Genomic DNA, 18,480 nt, shown 5'->3' with positions numbered 1-18,480 from the left:
CACCGTAGTACACAGTCAGCTGGAGCAGCGGAAGGAATCGGCGCGCGGGTACCCTTGTTCCCATGACTGCCTTGCATCCGCCTTCCCCGTCGAGCCCTTCGCCAGCATCCCCGGCGGAGAGGGCCGGCACCGGGTTGGGGCCGCTCAATCAGTTTGTTGTCGACCTGTTCGGCGTCATGGCTTATGGCGAGCTTTCGGCGTTTGAGCGCTTGTCCTCGGATGCTCGTTTCTCCCCGACCCTGCGGGACCGGGCTGCGCTGGGACGGCTTGCCGTGACGGAATTCGAGCACTTCGAGATGGTCAGCGCGCACCTTGCGGGCCTCGGTGTTGACGTTGAAGAGGCAATGCGGCCCTTCCAGGCATCGATCGACTCCTTCCACGAGCGGACCCGCCCGGCTGACTGGTACGAGTCGCTGATGAAGGCCTACGTCATTGACGCAATCTCCGGTGACTTCTACAGCGCGCTCGCTGAACACCTCGACGACGACACGCGGGAGATTATTGCCCGTATCCAGTCAACTGCCGAGCAGGGAGGTCTGCTGCAGCCACGGTTGAAATCAGCTCTTTCCGACGATCCCCGGCTCGCTTCGCGGCTTGCGCTGTGGGGACGCCGCCTGGTGGGGGAGGCGCTGACCCAGGCACAACGCGTGGGCATCGAACGCCAGTTCCTGGGCGGGCTCCTGTTCAAGGGCTCTTCTGCGGATCATGAACGGCAGACTGCCCAACTCTTTGCGCAACTCACCCGTAATCATTCGCGCCGTATGAGTTCGTTGGGGCTAACGGCCTGAGTGGAGCTACCCGCGACGTGGGGTGTTCAGCGGTTGGCGATTCCTTCACTGGCCTGTGGATAAGTCGGTTTGACTTGTCCTGCACATTGGTGGTTTTCGGTCGCGGTTAGTACACGTGTTCGATAAAATTTTGGGTATGGCCGTCGCACTGCTCGAACCTCGCCCGGAGGACACGTCTCTCCTGGGTGGAATGCGTTCGGACCTACAGGTCTTTGCGCAGCAGCTGGAATCGACATACCTGACGCTTAGCCCGCAGGAGGCCGCGGTGACCCTGGTGGAGGTTGAGCAGCTCTCCAACCTGGTCGATCACTTGCAGACTGTGGTTGCCCGTGCCGCTGAGGACCACCAACTCGCTACCGTTGACGCCCTAGATCCGTACAAGAACACTGCGGACTATTTGCGGGCGAAAATCGGTATCAGCCGCTCCGAAGCGAACCGCCGGTTACGGCTGGGTCACGACGTCCTGCCCGAGGTTCCCGGGCCAGGAGCCGCGCTCGTGCCTGCCTTGGGTGTGCTGGCTGAAGCGACCAAGGTCGGTGCGGTCAGCAGCCGTGCTGCGACCATCATCCGCAACGCCGTGCACCGGGTCTCCACTGTCGCGACCGGCCGTGACCTGGATGCCATGGAAGAGCACCTGGTCCGCCAGGCCGTCGAGTCCGACGAGGACGTCCTGCGGGTCCTTGCCCAACGCTGGGAAGACATCATCGATCAGGACGGCACCGAGCCCACCGAGAAGACCCTCCGCGCACGCCAGGGTGTGTTCCTGCGCGGTAGGCGCCTCGGCCTGCACTTCATGGAAATCGGCGCCACCGACGAACAATACGAACACCTCATCACCGTCATGAACACCGCCACCAACCCCAGAACCCACAGCATCACTGGCGAGGCCGACGGAGACCGCACGACCGACGGAGACGGCACGAGGGACCGCGGCAAAGAAGCTCTAACCAGTCCGGACCAACCGACCCGTGAACAGAACCTGCTCGACGGGCTGGTTTCAGCATGCCGGATCGCGCTCACAGGTGATGGTCTTCCAGCAACCGGAGGACACCGACCCCAGGTAATGGTCACCATCAACTACCGCGACCTCCTCAAAGACCTGACAAGCAGCGGAAACGTCGGGCACGGCGGACACGACGGGCATTCGGTCTTCGCCCAACAGATAAGCGCCCGCAGCATCCGCAAGCTCGCCTGCGACGCCGACATCCTCCCGCTCGTCCTCGGCGGCAAGGGGCAGGTCTTGGACATCGGCCGCACCCAACGTCTCTTCCCACCACATCTGCGACGGGCACTGGTCGCACGCGACAAAGGCTGCGCGTTCCCCGACTGCACCACACCCGCAACCTGGTGCGAAGCCCACCACATCATCCCCTGGGCTGCAGGCGGAACCACCAACATCAGCGACGGCGTGCTGCTCTGCACCCGACACCACCACCAGATCCATGAGGGAAACTGGACAGTCGAATCAGTCAACGGAATCCCCTGGTTCACACCACCCAAATACCACGACCCGCAACGAACACCCAGACGCAACCGCTACTGGCAAGTAGAACAAGCCATCCACAACCACCTCGCGCGCTCTGACACCGGCACGAGCTCCAACGCAGAGCCACCCCGACCAACGGCACCGCCCGGCGCCGGCGGTGCGGGCTGGCGCGGGCGCTGGTTGTGGGGGACACACCGGTTGCGGAGACTACAGCTAGGCGGGAAGTTGTGCCCGGAGCTTCGCCGCCGCTTCCTGCGGATCATCCGCCTCGGTAATGGCCCGGACCACGACCACTCGCGCCGCGCCAGCCGCCACCACCTCTTCTACGTTCAGCAGATCGATTCCGCCAATGGCAAACCAGGGCTTCAACGCCAAACCCTCACGGGCCCGGTCCGCCTCCAGCCGCGCAGCTTCGCGCACCAGTTCGAGGCCCACGGCGGTCCGCCCGGGCTTGGTCGGCGTGGCCCAGACCGGGCCAGTACAGAAGTATCCGACGTCGTCGTTCGCTGCAGCACCGGCCACCTCCGCAGGTGAGTGCGTCGAGAGCCCTATGGTGCCGCCGTCGTGCAGGAATTGTTGCGCGAGCGCAGGAGGAAGGTCCCGCTGCCCAACATGCAGTACCGGGGCGCCGCTGACCGCGGCGATGTCTGCGCGGTCATTGACGGACCAAAGCTTCCCGTGTGCAACGGCGGACGCACGCAGCACCGAAAGCAGCTCGAGCTCCTGTGCGGCTTCCAGGGACTTGTCCCTTAATTGGATGATGTCTACGCCGCCCTCGAAGGCAGCGTCAACGAAAGCGTCGAAGTCTTTTTGCTGTGGTCTCGAATCCGTGCACAGGTAAAGGTGGGCAGCGCTCAGTTTCATACCCCTACAATAAGGGGGTACTGCGGGAGCCGTGCCGCGTCCGGGAATCACCGGTCTGCCACACGGCTGAGAGGGCGTCCGACGCCGACCGCGTTGTGAGAACAACGAACCTGATCCGGATCATGCCGGCGTAGGGAAGGACTCCTGGTGGAGAAACACGTGGACGTCGCTGTGATCGGCGGGGGCATCATTGGGCTTGGGATCGCCTGGGAAGCGATCCGCAGGGGGCATTCGGTCGCACTGGTGGACCCGGATCCCGCAACCGGCGCCACTCAGGCCGCTGCAGGCATGATCGCCCCGGCCAGCGAACTGCATTACCGCGAAGAGCACCTTCTCGAGCTCACGGTGGACTCCGCATGTCGCTACCCGGACTTCCTTTCCTCCCTCGCCTGGACGGGAATTGATCCCGGCTACCGCAAAACCGGCACCCTGGTCCTGGCGATCGACGGCGCCGACCGCACCGCACTCGCTGACCTCCGAGACGTACAGACCCACCATTCCCTGTCCGTTGAACAGGTGTCCCTCCGCGAGGCACGCCGGTCGGAGCCAATGATCGGACCAGCTGCCACCGCGGCGTTCTCCGCGCCGGACGACCACCAGGTCGATCCGCGGAAGCTGGCCGCAGCGCTGCTGGCTGCCCTCGGCGAACGCGGACGCCTGGTCCAGGCACGAGCCTCCGGCCTTGATTATGACGGCCGTCGTGTGACAGGCGCGATCCTTGAAGACGGCAGCGTCCTTCCGGCCCGCCACACTGTCGTTGCGAACGGTCTTGCGGCCGCACAACTTGCAGGGCTGCCGTGCCGGCTTCCGCTGCGGCCAATCTACGGTGACATCCTCCGCCTACGGGTACCCGCTGCACTGCAGCCGCTGCTCAGCCACACCGTTCGCGGTCTGGTGCGTGGTACGGCCGTCTATCTGGTTCCCCGCGCGGACGGAACCGTTGTACTCGGCGCAACAATGCGCGAGGACGGCAACAGCGGCGTGTCAGCAGGGGGCGTCTATCAACTGCTGCGCGACGCCCGCCAGCTCGTTCCGGCCGTTGCTGAGCTTGAACTAGAGGAAGCGCTGTGCCGCGCACGTCCCGGTACGCCGGACAACGCGCCGCTGCTCGGTATTGTCCCCGGAGCTGACGGACTGATCATTGCAACCGGCTTCTTCCGCCACGGAGTACTGCTGACGCCGGTGGCGGCCGCGCTATGCGTGGACCTGCTGGAGGGCAAACCGTGCCCGCCGGGCCTTGAGCGGTACAGGCCGGATCGTTTTGAGGAAGGACAAGCATGAACGCATTGGCCAAAACCGTCACCGTGAACGGGGTGCAATCAGCTACCCTCGCCCTGGACCTGTTGCATCTCGTGGCCGAGCTCACCAGCAGAAATCTGACACCTACCGGGCAACCGGCTGACGGGTCACGCCTTGGTGTGGCCGTGGCGGTCAACTCGGCGGTCATTCCGCGTAGCGAGTGGTCCGGCTGGGAACTGACTGAGGGCGACGACATCGAACTCGTTACTGCCGTACAGGGAGGATGACATGGACCCGAGCACAACGCTGAGCGCCGACACCCTCGTAATCGACGGAATCCCGTTGAACTCCCGGCTGATCATGGGAACCGGGGGAGCGCCCAGCATGGAGGGACTCGGTGAGGCGCTCGCTGCATCAGGGACGGAACTGACCACCGTCGCAATGCGCCGCTACACACCGGAAACAGGAGCATCGCTGTTCCAGCTCCTGCACTCGCAAGGGATGCGTATCCTGCCGAACACCGCCGGATGCTTCACTGCGCGTGAAGCCGTTCTGACTGCTGAGCTTGGCCGGGAGGCACTGGAAACCAACTGGGTCAAGCTCGAAGTCATCGCCGACGAGCACACCCTGCTGCCGGACGCCCTGGAATTGGTGGAAGCAGCCGAAACGCTGGTGTCCCGCGGGTTCACCGTCTTTGCCTACACGAACGACGATCCCGTCCTCGCCCTGCGACTTGAGCAGCTGGGTGCAGCCGTGGTCATGCCGCTGGGTGCACCGATCGGCACAGGACTGGGCATCCTGAATCCCCACAACATTGAGCTCATCGTGTCCCGCGCAGGAGTCCCCATTGTGCTCGACGCCGGAATCGGCACGGCGTCGGATGCGGCCTTCGCGATGGAGCTGGGCTGTGACGCGGTTCTCCTGGCCACAGCGGTAACCCGCGCCCAGGACCCCGTGGCAATGGCGGCCGCGTTTCGGCACGCTGTTCTGGCTGGTCGTCTGGCGTCACGGGCAGGAAGGATACCCAAACGTGAGCATGCGCTCGCTTCGTCACCACACGATGGCCGCGCTGATCTCTAGCTGCACCGATTAGCTGCACCGATTAGCTGCACCGATTAGCTGCACCGATTAGCTGTGCCTCTTGGCTGAATCGCCTAGCGGAAGTCAGCTGATCAGCGCCGCTTGAGAATTGCAGTCATGGCCTCTGCGTCTGCCTGCTCGCGGTGACGGCCGAACCACCAGGCGGCACACGCGGTCACGATGGTTGCTGCAACCAGCGGTAGGAGCCAGACCATCCAGAACAGATCAGGATGGTATCCCAACCCCGCGAACTGCAGAATGATCCACAGGATCAGCGCCGAGCTGAGGGAGATCCCGGGAAGCAGCAGCATTCCATATCGATGATGGCGCCGGTCAGCAAACCAGGCGAAGAAACCGATGGAGATGGCGACGCCGGTGACCACAATCAGCGAAACCATGGAGGATCACTCCGGTTAGAGAGCGCCGAACCCGATGCGGCGCGACTCGCTCTCGCCAATCTCGACGTAGCCAAGAACACCGGCGGGAACGATTACCTGGCGCCCCTTGGAATCGGTCAGGCGAAGTTCTGCGCCACCGTTCATTGCTTTGCTGACCACATCGGCAACCTCGTCTGCCGTCTGGTTCGAATCGAGCACAATTTCGCGGTTGACGTTCTGAACGCCGATCTTGATTTCCACAGCTAAAGCCTTTCGTTGACGAGCAAATGACTCTCGGAGGTGCACACCCGGCGCCTCTGAACTAAGGGAAATGTAACTTACATTTCTTTGGGGAACCGACTAATTCCGCGCCAAGCTAAACGGTAGACGAGCTCACTGGCTGCATCGATGTCGAGGCTACCGTCCGTCTCCAGCCAGTATCGGGCGCTGACCTGCGCCATGCCGGCCATAGCCCGCCCAAGCAGGGTTGCCTCCAGATGGGAAAGCCTCGTGTCTCCTGAGATGACGCCGGCGATCTCGTCAGCGAAGCGTGCATTGAACGCTTCAAGGCGGCGGCTGACATCAGGGTCGTTATTGAGGTCCGATTCGAAGACGATCCGGTGGGCCTGGCTGTCCTGCGCGATGAACTGGAAGTATGCGCGCATAGTGGCGTGCACGCGCATCTTGTTGTCCGTGGTGGACCGCAACGCCTCGACCAGCAGTTCGGTCAGCGATGCTAGATGGCTTTCCAGCAGTGCAAGGTACAAGTCCCTTTTCCCGGGAAAGTGTTGGTACAGCACCGGTTTGCTGACATGCGCAACTTCGGCGATCTCATCCATTGCCGCGCCGTGGTATCCATTCGCGACGAACACCTCATGGGCGGCGCTCAGCAATTGCCGCCGCCGCTCGTCCCGCGGCAGCCGGGTGGCTTTTCCGTTTGCCGGTGCCTCTGAACTCACGTGTCTGGGCTTTCGGTTGTGTGTCTCATACGGACCTGAATCCCCAGCCGTGCAGCGGGGTTCTCCAGTCTACTGCGCAACGGGCGGCAACGGGCTCTGACGGCATCCGAGTGGGTCGTGCAGTGGACGCCGCAACAGTGTTACGCAACAGGCAGCCCGTGGGCATACATTGAAGCATGCGTCCTTTGACTCTTTCCCCCGGCCCGTTGGTGGAACCCCTTGCCGAGCTCAGCAAGGAAGAGATAGAGCGGTATTCACGTCACCTCATCCTTCCGGAGTTCGGACTTGAAGCCCAAAAGCGCCTCAAGAACGCGCGGGTCCTGGTGATTGGTGCCGGCGGCCTGGGCTCACCTGCGATCCTCTATCTTGCCGCGGCCGGAGTAGGAACGCTCGGAATTGTGGATGACGACGTCGTCGACGTCTCCAACCTGCAGCGGCAGGTAATTCACGGGGTGGGCAATGTCGGCCAGACTAAAGCTAGCTCGGCCGAGCAAAGCATCGTGGACCTCAATCCGCACGTAGCGGTGATCCGGCACGAGGTACGTCTGGACAACAGCAACGTCATCGAAATTTTTTCCGGGTATGACCTGATCCTTGACGGTACGGATAATTTCGCTACCCGGTACCTCGTCAGCGACGCCGCAGAGATCCTCGGTAAACCTTATGTCTGGGGCTCCATCCTGCGTTTCGACGGTCAGGTGAGCGTCTTCTGGGCCGAGCCCTCGGTGGGAGGCCCCAGTTACCGTGATCTCTACCCGGAAGCGCCTCCGCCGGGTGCAGTTCCATCCTGCGCTGAAGGAGGCGTGCTCGGTGTGTTGTGCGCGCAAATCGGCTCAGTGATGGTCAACGAGGCGATCAAGCTGATCACCGGGATCGGTTCAACGCTTTTGGGACGGGTACTGATTTTCAATGCACTCGACATGACGTGGCGCGAACTGCGGGTACGCAGAGATCCTTCGGCTGCGCCGATCACTGAACTCTCCGACTATGAAGCGTTCTGCGGCCTTACGCCGAACACTGAGCAGGAACCGGAAGAATTGCCCTCGATTACCGCCGCACAACTGGAGGAACTGCTGAAGGAACGTGCTGCGGGTAGGCGTGACTTCGACCTGATAGACGTGCGCGAACCGGGCGAATATGACATTGTCCGCATCGAAGGAGCCACTCTAATGCCCCAGAACCGGATCCTTTCAGGCGAGACAGAACTCGACACTGCCCGGGAAATGTATGTCCACTGCAAAGCCGGCAGCCGTTCCGCCAATGTCGTCCGGCATCTTCGCGAACAGGGTGCGGGCAGGGTCTATAACGTGGAGGGCGGAATCCTGCAGTGGGTCCATGACGTCGAACCGGAGAAACCTGTGTACTGAGCAGTATCCAGCAGTACTAAGCAGGTGCCGGAAAACGCGGGCGCCGCCCGAAACTTCAGACAGTTCCGGTGCGGGCTTCCAACTCGTGAACAGGACAGCTCTGTTCCGGCGGCGGTGCAGCAGCGTCCTCAGGTTCGATCCCGTACAGGGCCTCCAGTGCAGAGGTGTAGTCTTCCTGCCGTCCCTCCGCGGCGAGCTGCCGCGCACGAACCGTGGGAACGTGAAGGAGTTGGCGGACCATCCGGCGCAACGCAAACTCCACCTCTTCTGCTGCAGCGGTGCAGCCGTGCTGCGCACGGACACGGGCCATCTCGGCGTCGAGCACCTGTTGAGTGTGCTTGCGAAGGGCCACGATTGCAGCATCAACGGACCGCGAAGCGGCCTGTTCCTGGAAGGCCTCGGCCGCACCGGACACCAACTCACCGGCCTGGCGAAGTGATTCCGCCTGTTCTTCAGGTGCGGCCAGGCGCACCGACTCCAGCGTGATGAGTTCCACGTTCTGCACAGAAGCCACCTCGGGATCGAAGTCGTGGTTCAGTGCGAGGTCTACGATCACGAGGGTGCGGTCAACGCCTTCCCTCAGTTGCTGCATGTCGGCAGCGCTGACCCGGCGTTCACTGCCGCTGCAGCCTATGACGACATCCGCGCGAGTGAGCGCACCGGGCAGTGCTTCGTCTGAGAGGGCGGTTCCGCCGCGCGTGGCGACAAAACCCTCAGCCCGCCCCGAGGGGGAGTAGACGGAAACATCTGTGCAGCCGCGTTCGCGGAGGAGTGCCATGGTAGCTCCCGCGTAGGCGCCGGTACCAAAGACAACCACTGACTTCTCCGAGAGGTCGCGGGTACTTGAGAGGTCCGCAGCGAGGTCGAGGGCAACCGAGACAATGGAGCGTCCGCGCGCTCCGAGGGCGGTTTGCGCCCCGACATCACGGGCAGTACGGGAGGCTGCCTGGAAGAGCCGCACAAGACCGCCGCTGGCGGTTCCCGTGCTTTGGGACTCGACGAGCGCACGACGCACCTGGCCAGCTATTTCCCGTTCGCCGACGACGGCGGAATCCAGCCCTGCGCTCACGCTGAAGAGGTGGCGCGGTACATCCTGCCCGGTGAGGGTGGTGAATGATCCGGAGACCTTGCTCTTCGGCAACCCGGAGGTGTCACTGATTGCTGCAATAAGCGATGAGCGGGCTGCCTCGATATCCGCGTCAGAGGTGGCCTCGCCGTAGATTTCAAAGCGGTTACAGGTGGCAAGCGATACCGCGCCGGCAAGCGCCGGGCTGTCTTGAAGCGCGGATGAAGCAACCTGGGCGGCCCCGACGCTCAGCCGGGCGACCGTCTCCAGGTCGATATCCGAGTGGGTCGCGACCAAGGAAAAGTAATTCACAGCCATTCCAGCATAGCCAAGACGGGCATCGGGACCCTAATAGGGTTGCCTAACTCACCAAGGTCCTTACAGCGTCGGAATCCGCGCCCTTGAGCGGAAGTGAAGGCGGATGGCCGCTTCGGTTCGTCCCTGCAGGAAGGTGATTTCGACCACCAGCGAGGAACGCGGTTATCCAAGCGGGTCGAACTTCGGCAGAATCGACCCATGACCCTCAGCGCAACGCACCCCCTGACGGACGGAACGACGTCGGAGTCTCCGCTTATCCAGTCCTACCTCGGCCGGACACCGTCCCGCAGACCCGTCTGGTTCATGCGGCAGGCGGGACGCTCGTTGCCGGAGTACCGCGCGCTGCGGGAGGGCACAGCCATGCTTGACGCCTGCCTTGATCCCGCCATGGCCGCCGAGATCACCCTGCAGCCTGTGCGGCGCCATGACGTCGACGCCGCCATCTTCTTCTCCGACATCGTGATCCCGCTCAAGCTCGCGGGCGTGGACGTGGACATTGTGCCCGGTGTTGGCCCCGTTCTGGGAAGCCCCATCCGCAGCGCGGCGGACATCGCAGCGTTACCTGAACTGACGGACCGGGCACTGAATCCGATCCGGGAGGCGGTGGCCCGTACCGTCGCTGAACTGGGAAGCACGCCGCTGATCGGCTTTGCAGGCGCTCCATTCACGCTCGCTGCCTATATGGTCGAGGGCAGGCCGTCCCGCGATCACCTGGGTCCCCGCACCATGATGCACGCGGATCCCGATGCCTGGCGGGCACTCACCGAGTGGGCGGCAGACGCCTCCGGCCTGTTCCTGCGGGCGCAGCTGGAAGCCGGCGCCAGTGCCGGTCAGCTGTTCGATTCGTGGGCCGGATCGCTGGGGCTAGACGACTACGTAGAGCACGTTGCGCCGGCGTCATCCCGTGCGCTCGATCATATCCGTGACCTCGGAGCACCGCTCGTGCATTTCGGAACGGGCACCTCGGAGCTCCTGGTGGCCATGCGGGATGTCGGCGTCGATGTGGTGGGAGTGGACTACCGCCTTCCGCTCGACGAAGCCAACAGGAGACTCGGCGGAACGGTCGCGCTGCAGGGCAACATCGATCCAGCTCTCCTCTCGGCACCGTGGGAGGTACTCGAAGCGCACGTACGGGCAGTGCTGGAAGCGGGATCGTCTGCTCCCGGTCACGTTGTCAACCTCGGGCACGGCGTTCCGCCCGATGCTGACCCCGAGGTGTTGACCAGGGTAGTTTCACTCATTCATTCGGTGCCGCCGAGCCGATGATCCGAGGGAAGCAGGTCGAGGCTGGCCCCGCCGTCGTCATCATCGGAGGCGGGATCGCCGGATTGTGCGCTGCGCGGGAACTGGTGGTGGCGGGTCTGCACGTGACCGTGCTTGAATCCTCTGCGGTGTTCGGAGGGTCCGTAGCCAGCCATGAACTGGCCGGACTAACGCTCGACGCCGGTGCGGAGTCGTTCTCGACCCGCTCCGACACTGTGCCGGCTCTGGCGCGTGAGCTCGGGCTGGGCGACTTGATCCGCACCCCGAATGGGGCCGGTGCGTGGCTGTACCTGCGGTCAGCGGAGAGCGGGTCCACCGCGGTCCCGCTGCCACAATCCGGAATCCTTGGGATACCCGCGGATGTGCGCGATCCTGCGCTGCCCGGGCTGATCGGGCGTGCAGCGAGCCTCAGGGCGGGCCTGGACCGTGCGTTGCCCCTGGGCAACCTGCTGAACCAGGATCAGCTCAGCCTCGGTGCGGTGGTACGCGCCCGGATGGGGCCGGAGGTGCTGAAGCGGTTGGTGGCTCCCGTCGTCGGTGGTGTGCTCTCGGCTGATCCTGATGACCTCGATGTCGACGCGGCCGCCCCCGGATTACGGGCAATGATGCGTAAGCACGGATCGCTCGGCGCGGCAGTGGGCGCCATGCGGAAAGCTGCGCCGGCGGGCACCGCCGTCGCGGGTCTTGAGGGTGGGATGCACCAGTTGGCGTCTGCGCTGTCCCAGCGCCTGGAGCGTGACGGCGCAGTCCTTCGGGCATCGGAGCGCGTGCAGCGCGTGCAGCGCACTGCCAACGGTTGGACCGTGACCACCCGGACCGGCGCTATGCAGACCGATGCCGTGGTGGTTGCAACTGACGGTCCCACCGCCGTCGACCTGCTGACGCCGACGGTACCGGGACTGGCCGACGACCGTCCGGCTGTGGTACCGGCGGTGGCTCTGGTCAGCCTGGTGGTTGATGTGCCGGAGCTCGATGCGGCGCCGCGCGGGACGGGCGTGCTGGTAGCCAGGGATGCGCCCGGTATGCGGGCAAAGGCGTTGACTCACGCCACCGCCAAGTGGCTGTGGTTGGCCGAGCGGGCAGGCCCGGGAAGCCACGTGCTGCGCCTGTCCTTCGGTCGCGGCGCAGTTGACGACGAAGCGGCACAACAACCCGACGCTGACCTCTATCTGGCCGCCTTGCAGGATGCATCGGCGCTTCTTGGGGTCGAGATCACGCAGACGGACGTCGTTGACTGGGACGTAGTGAGATGGAACAATGCACTGCCGCACGCCACGCTGGGGCACCGGGACCGGGTTGCCCGCATTCGCGCTGCGGCAGCCGCTGAGCCCGGGCTTGAACTCACCGGTGCATGGCTTGCGGGCACGGGGCTGGTAGCGGTGATCGACAATGCCCGTGACCGCGGGGCTGCACTGGCCAGGCGCCTGCTCGTGGATCGTTGACACCCGGCGTTGTGAGATTGGTAACCTTCTACTGACTGTAGAACTCTCTAATTTTTATTTGCCTGTTGACAGGAGCAGACTGGATCCATGAGCGAAAATGCGGGCTATAACCACGTGCAGAGTACCTCCGCCAGCCACACGTCGCAGAGCGGTGAGGACACTGGAACGGATCAGTTCTACACGCTCTGGACAGTCTTCAAGCGGTCGGCCGGGGCTCCGGACAACGGCGCAGCGCTCGAAACTGCCACTTCCGAACTCGAGGCAGCAGGCGTCAGCGTCCGCGGCTTCTATGACGTCTCCGCCATGCGTGCAGACGCAGACATCATGATCTGGCTCCACGGTTCCCAGGCGGAGGATCTCCAGAGCGCCGTCCGTACCCTCCGTCGGACGGCAACCCTCGCCGGTGCAGACATCGCGTGGTCCGCCATGGGCGTACACCGTGATGCCGAGTTCTCCAAGAGCCATTCGCCCGCGTTCGCCCGCGGAGTGGCGCCGGCGGAATGGGTCTGTGTCTATCCCTTTGTGCGGTCCTATGACTGGTACATCCTTCCCAGCGAGGAACGACGCGAAATGCTCTACGACCACGGCATGAAGGGGCGCAAGTTCCCCCAGGTGCTCTCTAACACGGTGTCCTCGTTTGCCCTTGGCGACTGGGAATGGATTCTGGCCCTGGAAGCTCCCGAGCTCGTGGATCTGGTGGATCTCATGCGCCACTTGCGGGAAACCGAAGCCCGGCGGCATGTCCGCGAAGAAGTTCCGTTCTACACGGGCCGGCGGATCAACGCCCGGGAAGTAGCAGAGGTACTCCGATGAGCACGTCCACGTTCAATCCACTTGACGGCGTCGATGAAAACGGACGGATGGCACCGAAGAATTACGACGCGATCGTGCTTGCGTCCTTTGGCGGCCCCGAAGGCCAGGATGATGTCATTCCCTTCCTCCGCAACGTCACCCGCGGCCGCGGCATCCCCGACGAGCGTCTGGAAGAGGTCTCGCACCACTACCGGGCCAACGGCGGCATTAGTCCGATCAACCAGCAGAACCGCGAACTGAAGGCCGCGATGGAGGCAGAGCTTGCCCGCCGCGGCATTGACCTGCCGGTGCTGTGGGGCAACCGGAACTGGGCCCCCTTCATTGCGGACACCCTGAAGGAAGCGTACGACGCCGGTCACCGCCGCATCCTGGCCGTCACCACCAGTGCATACTCCTGCTACTCCAGCTGCCGGCAGTACCGGGAGGACCTCGGTATGGCGCTGGTTCAAACTGGGCTGGCCGGCCGGCTTGAAGTGGACAAGGTCCGCCAGTACTTCGATCACCCCGGGTTTGTGGAGCCGTTCGTCGAGGGAGTCACCCGCGGGTTGAAGTCCGTTCAGGAACGCCTCGCCGCAGACGGCGAGTCCGGGGCTCCGGTGCATATCATGTTCGCCACCCACTCCATTCCCACCGCTGACGCCGAAGCCGCCGGCCCCCGGAACGAAGCCGGCGGGCCGGTCCTCGATGAGGGCGCCTACGTTGCCCAGCACCTTGCCACTGCGCAGGCTGTACTAGACCGCGTGCCGGCGGCGGCAGATTCCGAATGGTCGCTCGTGTACCAGTCGCGATCGGGGGCACCGCACGTGCCATGGCTGGAGCCGGACATCAACGACGCCCTGGGTGACCTCGCGGCCACCGGTGTCAAGGGTGTTGTCATCGTGCCGCTGGGATTCGTGAGTGACCACATGGAGGTTGTCTGGGACCTTGATACCGAGGCGATGGAAACCTGCGCGGAACTGGGTTTGGTAGCCGAGCGCGTTCCGACGCCCGGCACGCATGCGAAATTCGTCAGCGGCCTCATTGACCTGGTCAGCGAGCGCACCGCGGACAACACCATCATCGAGCGGCCTTCCACCACGGACCTTGGTCCCTGGTATGACGTCTGCAGGCCCAACTGCTGCGCAAACCGCAGGGGAGAGAAGCCCACTGTCGCCGGTGCCGATTCCACCGTCGGGGTCCCGGGAGCAAAACAGGCATGACCCCGGCCGTGCGGGTAGGAACCCGTGCCAGTGCGCTCGCGCTGACGCAGACCACGACGGTGGCGGAATCGCTCGCAGCTCTGGGCGAATTCGGCTACGAGCTCGTGCGCGTGAGCACCACCGGCGACGTCAACCGTGCGTCCCTGTCCCAGATCGGCGGCACCGGTGTCTTTGTGGCAGCCCTTCGCGAGGCACTGCTGGATGACAACTGCGACGTCGCGGTCCATTCCCTCAAGGATCTACCGACAGGGGAAGCCGAAGGCCTTACCGTTGCGGCTGTCCCCGAACGCGCCGATATCCGGGATGCACTGTGCGCCCGCGACGGACTGACACTGGCCGGGCTGCCCGAAGGCTCCAGTGTAGGGACCGGTTCTCCGCGACGCGCTGCACAGCTCAGGGCTGCCCGTCCTGACCTCTCCATCATCGATATCCGCGGCAATGTGGATACCCGTCTGGCCCGGGTCGCCGGCCTGGTGGATGGCGGACCGGGGGACCTCGACGCCGTGGTGCTGGCCGCTGCGGGCCTGACGCGCCTCGGCCGCCAGGGGCTCATCACGGAGTATCTGGCGACCGAATTGATGCTGCCCGCGCCGGGGCAGGGCGCACTGGCTGTCGAATGCCGCTCCGACGACGCCGGTGCCTCCGTTTTCGCCCAGGCTCTCCGACAGTATGATCACTTACCCACCCGACTCGCCGTTACGGCTGAACGGGCGGTTCTGCGCAGGCTCGAAGCCGGCTGCACGGCTCCTATCGGCGCCCATGCCACAGTGACTGACGACGTGCTGACCCTGGAAGCTGTGGTGTGCAGCGCAGACGGCGGCCGCTTGCTGCGCCGCACAGAAATCACCGCGGACCTTTCAGTGGGTGGAGCAACCAGCGCCGGCGTCGTGCTGGCCGAAGAACTGCTCGCGAACGGTGCGGCGGAAATTGCCGGGCTCAGCGCGGATCTATGACCGTCGGTCGCACTAACGGTGATCTGTCAGGACTGACCGTCGCGCTGCTCCGGAGTGCGGATCGGGGTGCCGCAATGGCAGCGGAACTGACCCGGCGTGGCGCAAAGACGCTGTTGGTTCCGCTGATCGACTGGGAACTTCCCGCAGATACCGCTGAGTTGGACCGGTTCCTGGATGCTGCAGATTCCTACGATTGGCTGGTGCTCACGAGCGTTACAACCGTGCGCGTTCTAGCGCAGCGGGCACGCGTTCGGCGGGTTTCCCTGTCATCGCTCATCGGTTCCGTAAAGGTAGCCGCCGTTGGAGCCGCTACCGGTGCTGCGCTCGCGGAACTCGGAGTGAACGTTCAGCTGACCCCAGAGGAGGACCAATCTGCTGAAGGGCTTCTGGCAGAACTGCCTGCGCAGCCGGCTCGTGCCCTGCTGCCCCAATCGGATCTTGCCGCCGACACGCTGCGGGCAGGCCTGGCCGGCCGCGGCTGGATGATCGACGCGGTCACCGCCTACGTCACTGTCGGTTATCCCGCTGCTGCCGAACGGCGGGTCGGTGCCGTCAACGACGGTGCTGACACCGGCGACTCGGTCGACGGCGATACCGTCAGCGCCAACCCCGGCGAGCCGGCAGGAACGGTCACGCAAAAGGAATTGTTGGGCGACCTTCGGCAGGGAAGAATCGACGTCGTCGTTCTCACGTCACCCAGCATCGCGGCCCGGCTGCATGCCATGATGGAATCGCTGCCCGGCACCGTGGCAACGGTCGCCATCGGGCGCCGCACGGAGCGGGACGCGTCAGCGCTGGGAATGCGGATCGACGCAACAGCATCCGCCCCCAGCCCGGCAGGAATTGCAGATGCGGTGAGCACCGCCGTCGTCAATCATCGGAAGAGGAACTAACGCATGAGCTTCCCTCAACACCGGCCCCGCCGGCTGCGCTCCACCCCGGCAATCCGCCGGCTGACGGCGGAGAACCGGCTCAGTCCGGCAGAGCTGGTTCTGCCGGCATTCATCCGTGAAGGACTGACCGAGCCCGTCCCTATCAGTTCGATGCCGGGAGTGGTTCAACACAGCTCGGCCACCCTGAAGCGTGCTGCAGCGGAAGCCGCCGGGCTTGGCATCGGAGGCATCATGCTCTTCGGCATTCCTGCGCACCGTGACGCGACAGGGAGCGCGGGAATCGATCCCGACGGCGTCCTCAACCGCGCCATCGCTGATGTCCGCTCTGAAGTGGGGGATGCCCTCGTCATCATGAGCGATGTGTGCCTGGATGAGTTCACCGACCACGGCCACTGCGGTGTGCTGGCGGACGACGGTGCCGTGGACAATGACGCAACGCTGGAACTCTATGCGCAGATGGCGGTTGCCCAGGCCAACGCGGGCGCGCACGTGCTCGGCCCGTCCGGGATGATGGACGGCCAGGTGGGTGTCATCCGCCGCGCCCTTGATGATGCCGGTCATCCGGAGATCTCCGTGCTGGCTTATGCGGCCAAGTACGCTTCCGCGTTCTACGGTCCTTTCCGGGAGGCTGTGGACTCGCAGCTGACCGGTGACCGCCGGACGTACCAGATGGATGCGGCCAACCGCCGGGAAGCGCTTCACGAGGTGCAACTGGATCTCGAGGAAGGCGCTGACATGGTGATGGTCAAGCCGGCAATGAGCTACCTCGATATCGTCGCGGACGTGGCTGCTATGTCGCCGGTTCCGGTTGCCGCTTACCAGATCTCGGGCGAATACGCCATGATCGAGGCTGCTGCCGCGAACGGCTGGATTGACCGTCGTCGTTCCATTGAGGAGTCAGTGCTCGGTATCAAGCGTGCGGGAGCGCAGATCATCCTCACGTACTGGGCCACCGAGCTCGCCATCTGGCTGAAGGAGAGCAAGTAAATGACACACTCCGAGGATCTCTTCGCGCGGGCACAGACGCTCATGCCCGGCGGGGTGAATTCGCCGGTGCGGGCCTTCGGCTCCGTGGGCGGCACTCCCCGCTTCCTCGTGTCGGCACAGGGTCCATACGTGACCGACGCCGACGACCGCCGGTACGTTGACCTGGTGTGCTCCTGGGGGCCGGCGCTGCTCGGGCATGCCCATGCCGCGGTGTTGGACGCAGTCCATCAGGCGGCTGATCGCGGGCTGTCCTTCGGCGCGTCCACGCCGGCTGAAGCCGAATTGGCGCAGCTGGTGCGGGACCGGGTGTCCGCCGTCGAACGCATCCGTATGGTTTCCACCGGCACTGAAGCGACCATGACCGCGGTCCGCCTGGCGCGCGGGTTCACGGGCCGCAACCTCATTGTGAAGTTTGCCGGCTGTTATCACGGTCACCTGGACGGGCTGCTCGCGGCCGCCGGGTCGGGGGTTGCGACACTGGCACTCCCGGGATCCGCCGGCGTGACGGACGCGACTGCAGCCGAGACGCTTGTGCTGCCGTACAACGATGTTGAGGCGGTGGAAGCCGCTTTTGCCGAGCACGGAGCTTCCATCGCGGCGGTCATCACCGAAGCTGCCCCGGCCAACATGGGCGTAGTCGAACCCGCCCCCGGCTTCAATGCGGCGCTGTCCAGGATCACCGCAGAGTACGGTGCGCTCTTCATCATGGACGAGGTCCTCACGGGCTTCCGAGTGGGTCCAGGCGGCTACTGGGGCCTTGTCGGCGAGGGCGAGGGGTGGTCCCCGGACCTGCTGACATTCGGCAAGGTGATCGGTGGCGGGCTTCCTGCCGCTGCGCTCGGTGGCCGGGCAGACGTCATGGAATACCTGGCGCCGCTGGGACCGGTCTATCAGGCGGGCACACTCTCCGGGAACCCGCTGGCCATGGCGGCAGGAGTTGCCCAGTTGACCCACGCAACCGACGAGGTCTACCGGCACATCGACGCCCGCTCCCTGGAGCTCTCCGCCGCGGTATCGGAGGAACTGTCCCGGGCCGGCGTCGACCATTCAGTCCAGCGTGCCGGGAACCTGTTCAGCATCGCCTTTGGGACGTCCGAGCGCGGCGTGGTGAACTACGCCGACGCCCAGGCGCAGGAAACGTTCCGGTATGCGCCGTTCTTCCACTCCATGCTTGAATCCGGCGTCTACCTCCCGCCGTCGGTGTTCGAAGCGTGGTTCCTTTCCTCGGCCCACGACGACGCCGCGATGGAACTCATTGTGTCGGCGCTGCCGGCCGCCGCGCGCGCCGCAGCTGCCGCAGGAGCGACGCCCCCGGGCGTCTAGCTTTCACGCGGTCTTCATCCAGGGCGCAGGAATGGCCGGTCGCCCCCAGTGGGGCGCCGGCCA

18 protein-coding genes and 1 pseudogene are annotated in these 18,480 nt (G+C 64.5%); 14 read left to right on the top strand and 5 right to left on the bottom strand.

Going from position 1 to position 18,480, the window contains the following annotated elements; genetic code table 11:
- The first annotated feature begins 62 nt into the window (after positions 1–62).
- Entirely contained in the window at positions 63–788 is a 726-nt protein-coding gene (locus AC1MBU_RS13020; RefSeq protein WP_346027120.1) for a ferritin-like fold-containing protein, read from the top strand.
- A gap of 136 nt (positions 789–924) precedes the next feature.
- Positions 925–2,193 (top strand): annotated as a pseudogene (locus AC1MBU_RS13015) (HNH endonuclease signature motif containing protein); the annotation flags it as partial.
- Positions 2,194–2,487: 294 nt separating this feature from the next.
- Here the strand turns inward: AC1MBU_RS13015 and thiE are convergent.
- On the bottom strand, positions 2,488–3,138 hold the full coding sequence (gene thiE / locus AC1MBU_RS13010; RefSeq protein WP_277357630.1) for a thiamine phosphate synthase: 651 nt from the start codon (positions 3,136–3,138) through the stop codon (positions 2,488–2,490).
- Positions 3,139–3,285: 147 nt separating this feature from the next.
- On the opposite strand from thiE, the gene thiO reads away from it, so the two are divergent.
- From thiO to AC1MBU_RS12995, 3 genes are read left to right on the top strand one after another with little or no spacing between them, the layout of a single operon-like run.
- Positions 3,286–4,419 carry a glycine oxidase ThiO gene (gene thiO / locus AC1MBU_RS13005; RefSeq protein ID WP_277357629.1) on the top strand — a complete coding sequence of 378 codons (1,134 nt, stop codon included), beginning with the start codon at positions 3,286–3,288 and terminating at the stop codon, positions 4,417–4,419.
- Positions 4,416–4,664 (top strand): sulfur carrier protein ThiS, encoded by a 249-nt coding sequence (gene thiS / locus AC1MBU_RS13000; protein ID WP_346027117.1) that lies wholly within the window; start codon positions 4,416–4,418, stop codon positions 4,662–4,664. The genes thiO and thiS overlap by 4 nt, the downstream gene beginning before the upstream one ends.
- A gap of 1 nt (position 4,665) precedes the next feature.
- The gene (locus AC1MBU_RS12995) at positions 4,666–5,457 is read left to right on the top strand and encodes a thiazole synthase (protein WP_346027116.1); all 792 of its coding nucleotides are present in this window, start codon (positions 4,666–4,668) and stop codon (positions 5,455–5,457) included.
- A gap of 92 nt (positions 5,458–5,549) precedes the next feature.
- Here AC1MBU_RS12995 and AC1MBU_RS12990 read toward each other — a convergent pair whose 3' ends face one another.
- From AC1MBU_RS12990 to AC1MBU_RS12980, 3 genes are all read right to left on the bottom strand, one after another.
- Positions 5,550–5,855 (bottom strand): hypothetical protein, encoded by a 306-nt coding sequence (locus AC1MBU_RS12990; protein ID WP_277357626.1) that lies wholly within the window; start codon positions 5,853–5,855, stop codon positions 5,550–5,552.
- 15 nt (positions 5,856–5,870) lie between these two features.
- On the bottom strand, positions 5,871–6,095 hold the full coding sequence (locus tag AC1MBU_RS12985) for a DUF3107 domain-containing protein (RefSeq protein WP_056549637.1): 225 nt from the start codon (positions 6,093–6,095) through the stop codon (positions 5,871–5,873).
- 77 nt (positions 6,096–6,172) lie between these two features.
- Positions 6,173–6,793, bottom strand: a complete 621-nt coding sequence (locus tag AC1MBU_RS12980; protein ID WP_056549639.1) for a TetR/AcrR family transcriptional regulator — start codon at positions 6,791–6,793, stop codon at positions 6,173–6,175.
- 185 nt (positions 6,794–6,978) lie between these two features.
- Between AC1MBU_RS12980 and moeB the strand changes: the two genes are divergently transcribed.
- A complete protein-coding gene (moeB, locus tag AC1MBU_RS12975; protein ID WP_277357625.1) occupies positions 6,979–8,160 on the top strand; it encodes a molybdopterin-synthase adenylyltransferase MoeB in 1,182 nt (393 codons plus the stop codon).
- Positions 8,161–8,215: 55 nt separating this feature from the next.
- Here moeB and AC1MBU_RS12970 read toward each other — a convergent pair whose 3' ends face one another.
- A complete protein-coding gene (locus AC1MBU_RS12970) occupies positions 8,216–9,544 on the bottom strand; it encodes a glutamyl-tRNA reductase (RefSeq protein WP_277357624.1) in 1,329 nt (442 codons plus the stop codon).
- Positions 9,545–9,742: 198 nt separating this feature from the next.
- On the opposite strand from AC1MBU_RS12970, the gene hemE reads away from it, so the two are divergent.
- From hemE to hemL, 8 genes are all read left to right on the top strand, one after another.
- Positions 9,743–10,810 (top strand): uroporphyrinogen decarboxylase, encoded by a 1,068-nt coding sequence (hemE, locus tag AC1MBU_RS12965; protein WP_277357623.1) that lies wholly within the window; start codon positions 9,743–9,745, stop codon positions 10,808–10,810.
- Positions 10,807–12,249, top strand: coding sequence for a protoporphyrinogen oxidase (gene hemG, locus AC1MBU_RS12960; protein ID WP_479787416.1), 1,443 nt, complete (start codon positions 10,807–10,809; stop codon positions 12,247–12,249). The genes hemE and hemG overlap by 4 nt, the downstream gene beginning before the upstream one ends.
- 87 nt (positions 12,250–12,336) lie before the next feature.
- Entirely contained in the window at positions 12,337–13,062 is a 726-nt protein-coding gene (gene hemQ, locus AC1MBU_RS12955) for a hydrogen peroxide-dependent heme synthase (RefSeq protein ID WP_346027111.1), read from the top strand.
- A complete protein-coding gene (locus AC1MBU_RS12950) occupies positions 13,059–14,261 on the top strand; it encodes a ferrochelatase (RefSeq protein WP_479787414.1) in 1,203 nt (400 codons plus the stop codon). Before hemQ ends, AC1MBU_RS12950 begins: the two co-directional genes overlap by 4 nt.
- Complete coding sequence (gene hemC / locus AC1MBU_RS12945; RefSeq protein ID WP_346027109.1) at positions 14,258–15,214, top strand: hydroxymethylbilane synthase; 957 nt, start codon at positions 14,258–14,260, stop codon at positions 15,212–15,214. Before AC1MBU_RS12950 ends, hemC begins: the two co-directional genes overlap by 4 nt.
- Positions 15,211–16,107, top strand: a complete 897-nt coding sequence (locus tag AC1MBU_RS12940; protein WP_479787412.1) for a uroporphyrinogen-III synthase — start codon at positions 15,211–15,213, stop codon at positions 16,105–16,107. The genes hemC and AC1MBU_RS12940 overlap by 4 nt, the downstream gene beginning before the upstream one ends.
- A 3-nt stretch (positions 16,108–16,110) precedes the next feature.
- On the top strand, positions 16,111–17,094 hold the full coding sequence (gene hemB / locus AC1MBU_RS12935) for a porphobilinogen synthase (RefSeq protein ID WP_479787411.1): 984 nt from the start codon (positions 16,111–16,113) through the stop codon (positions 17,092–17,094).
- Positions 17,095–18,417 carry a glutamate-1-semialdehyde 2,1-aminomutase gene (hemL, locus tag AC1MBU_RS12930; protein ID WP_471671935.1) on the top strand — a complete coding sequence of 441 codons (1,323 nt, stop codon included), beginning with the start codon at positions 17,095–17,097 and terminating at the stop codon, positions 18,415–18,417.
- Positions 18,418–18,480 lie beyond the last annotated feature (63 nt).

The organism is Arthrobacter sp. PTI12 (genome assembly GCF_056679915.1).
Note: the sequence above shows the minus strand (reverse complement) of the source record. Positions and strands in the feature narration are given on the sequence as shown.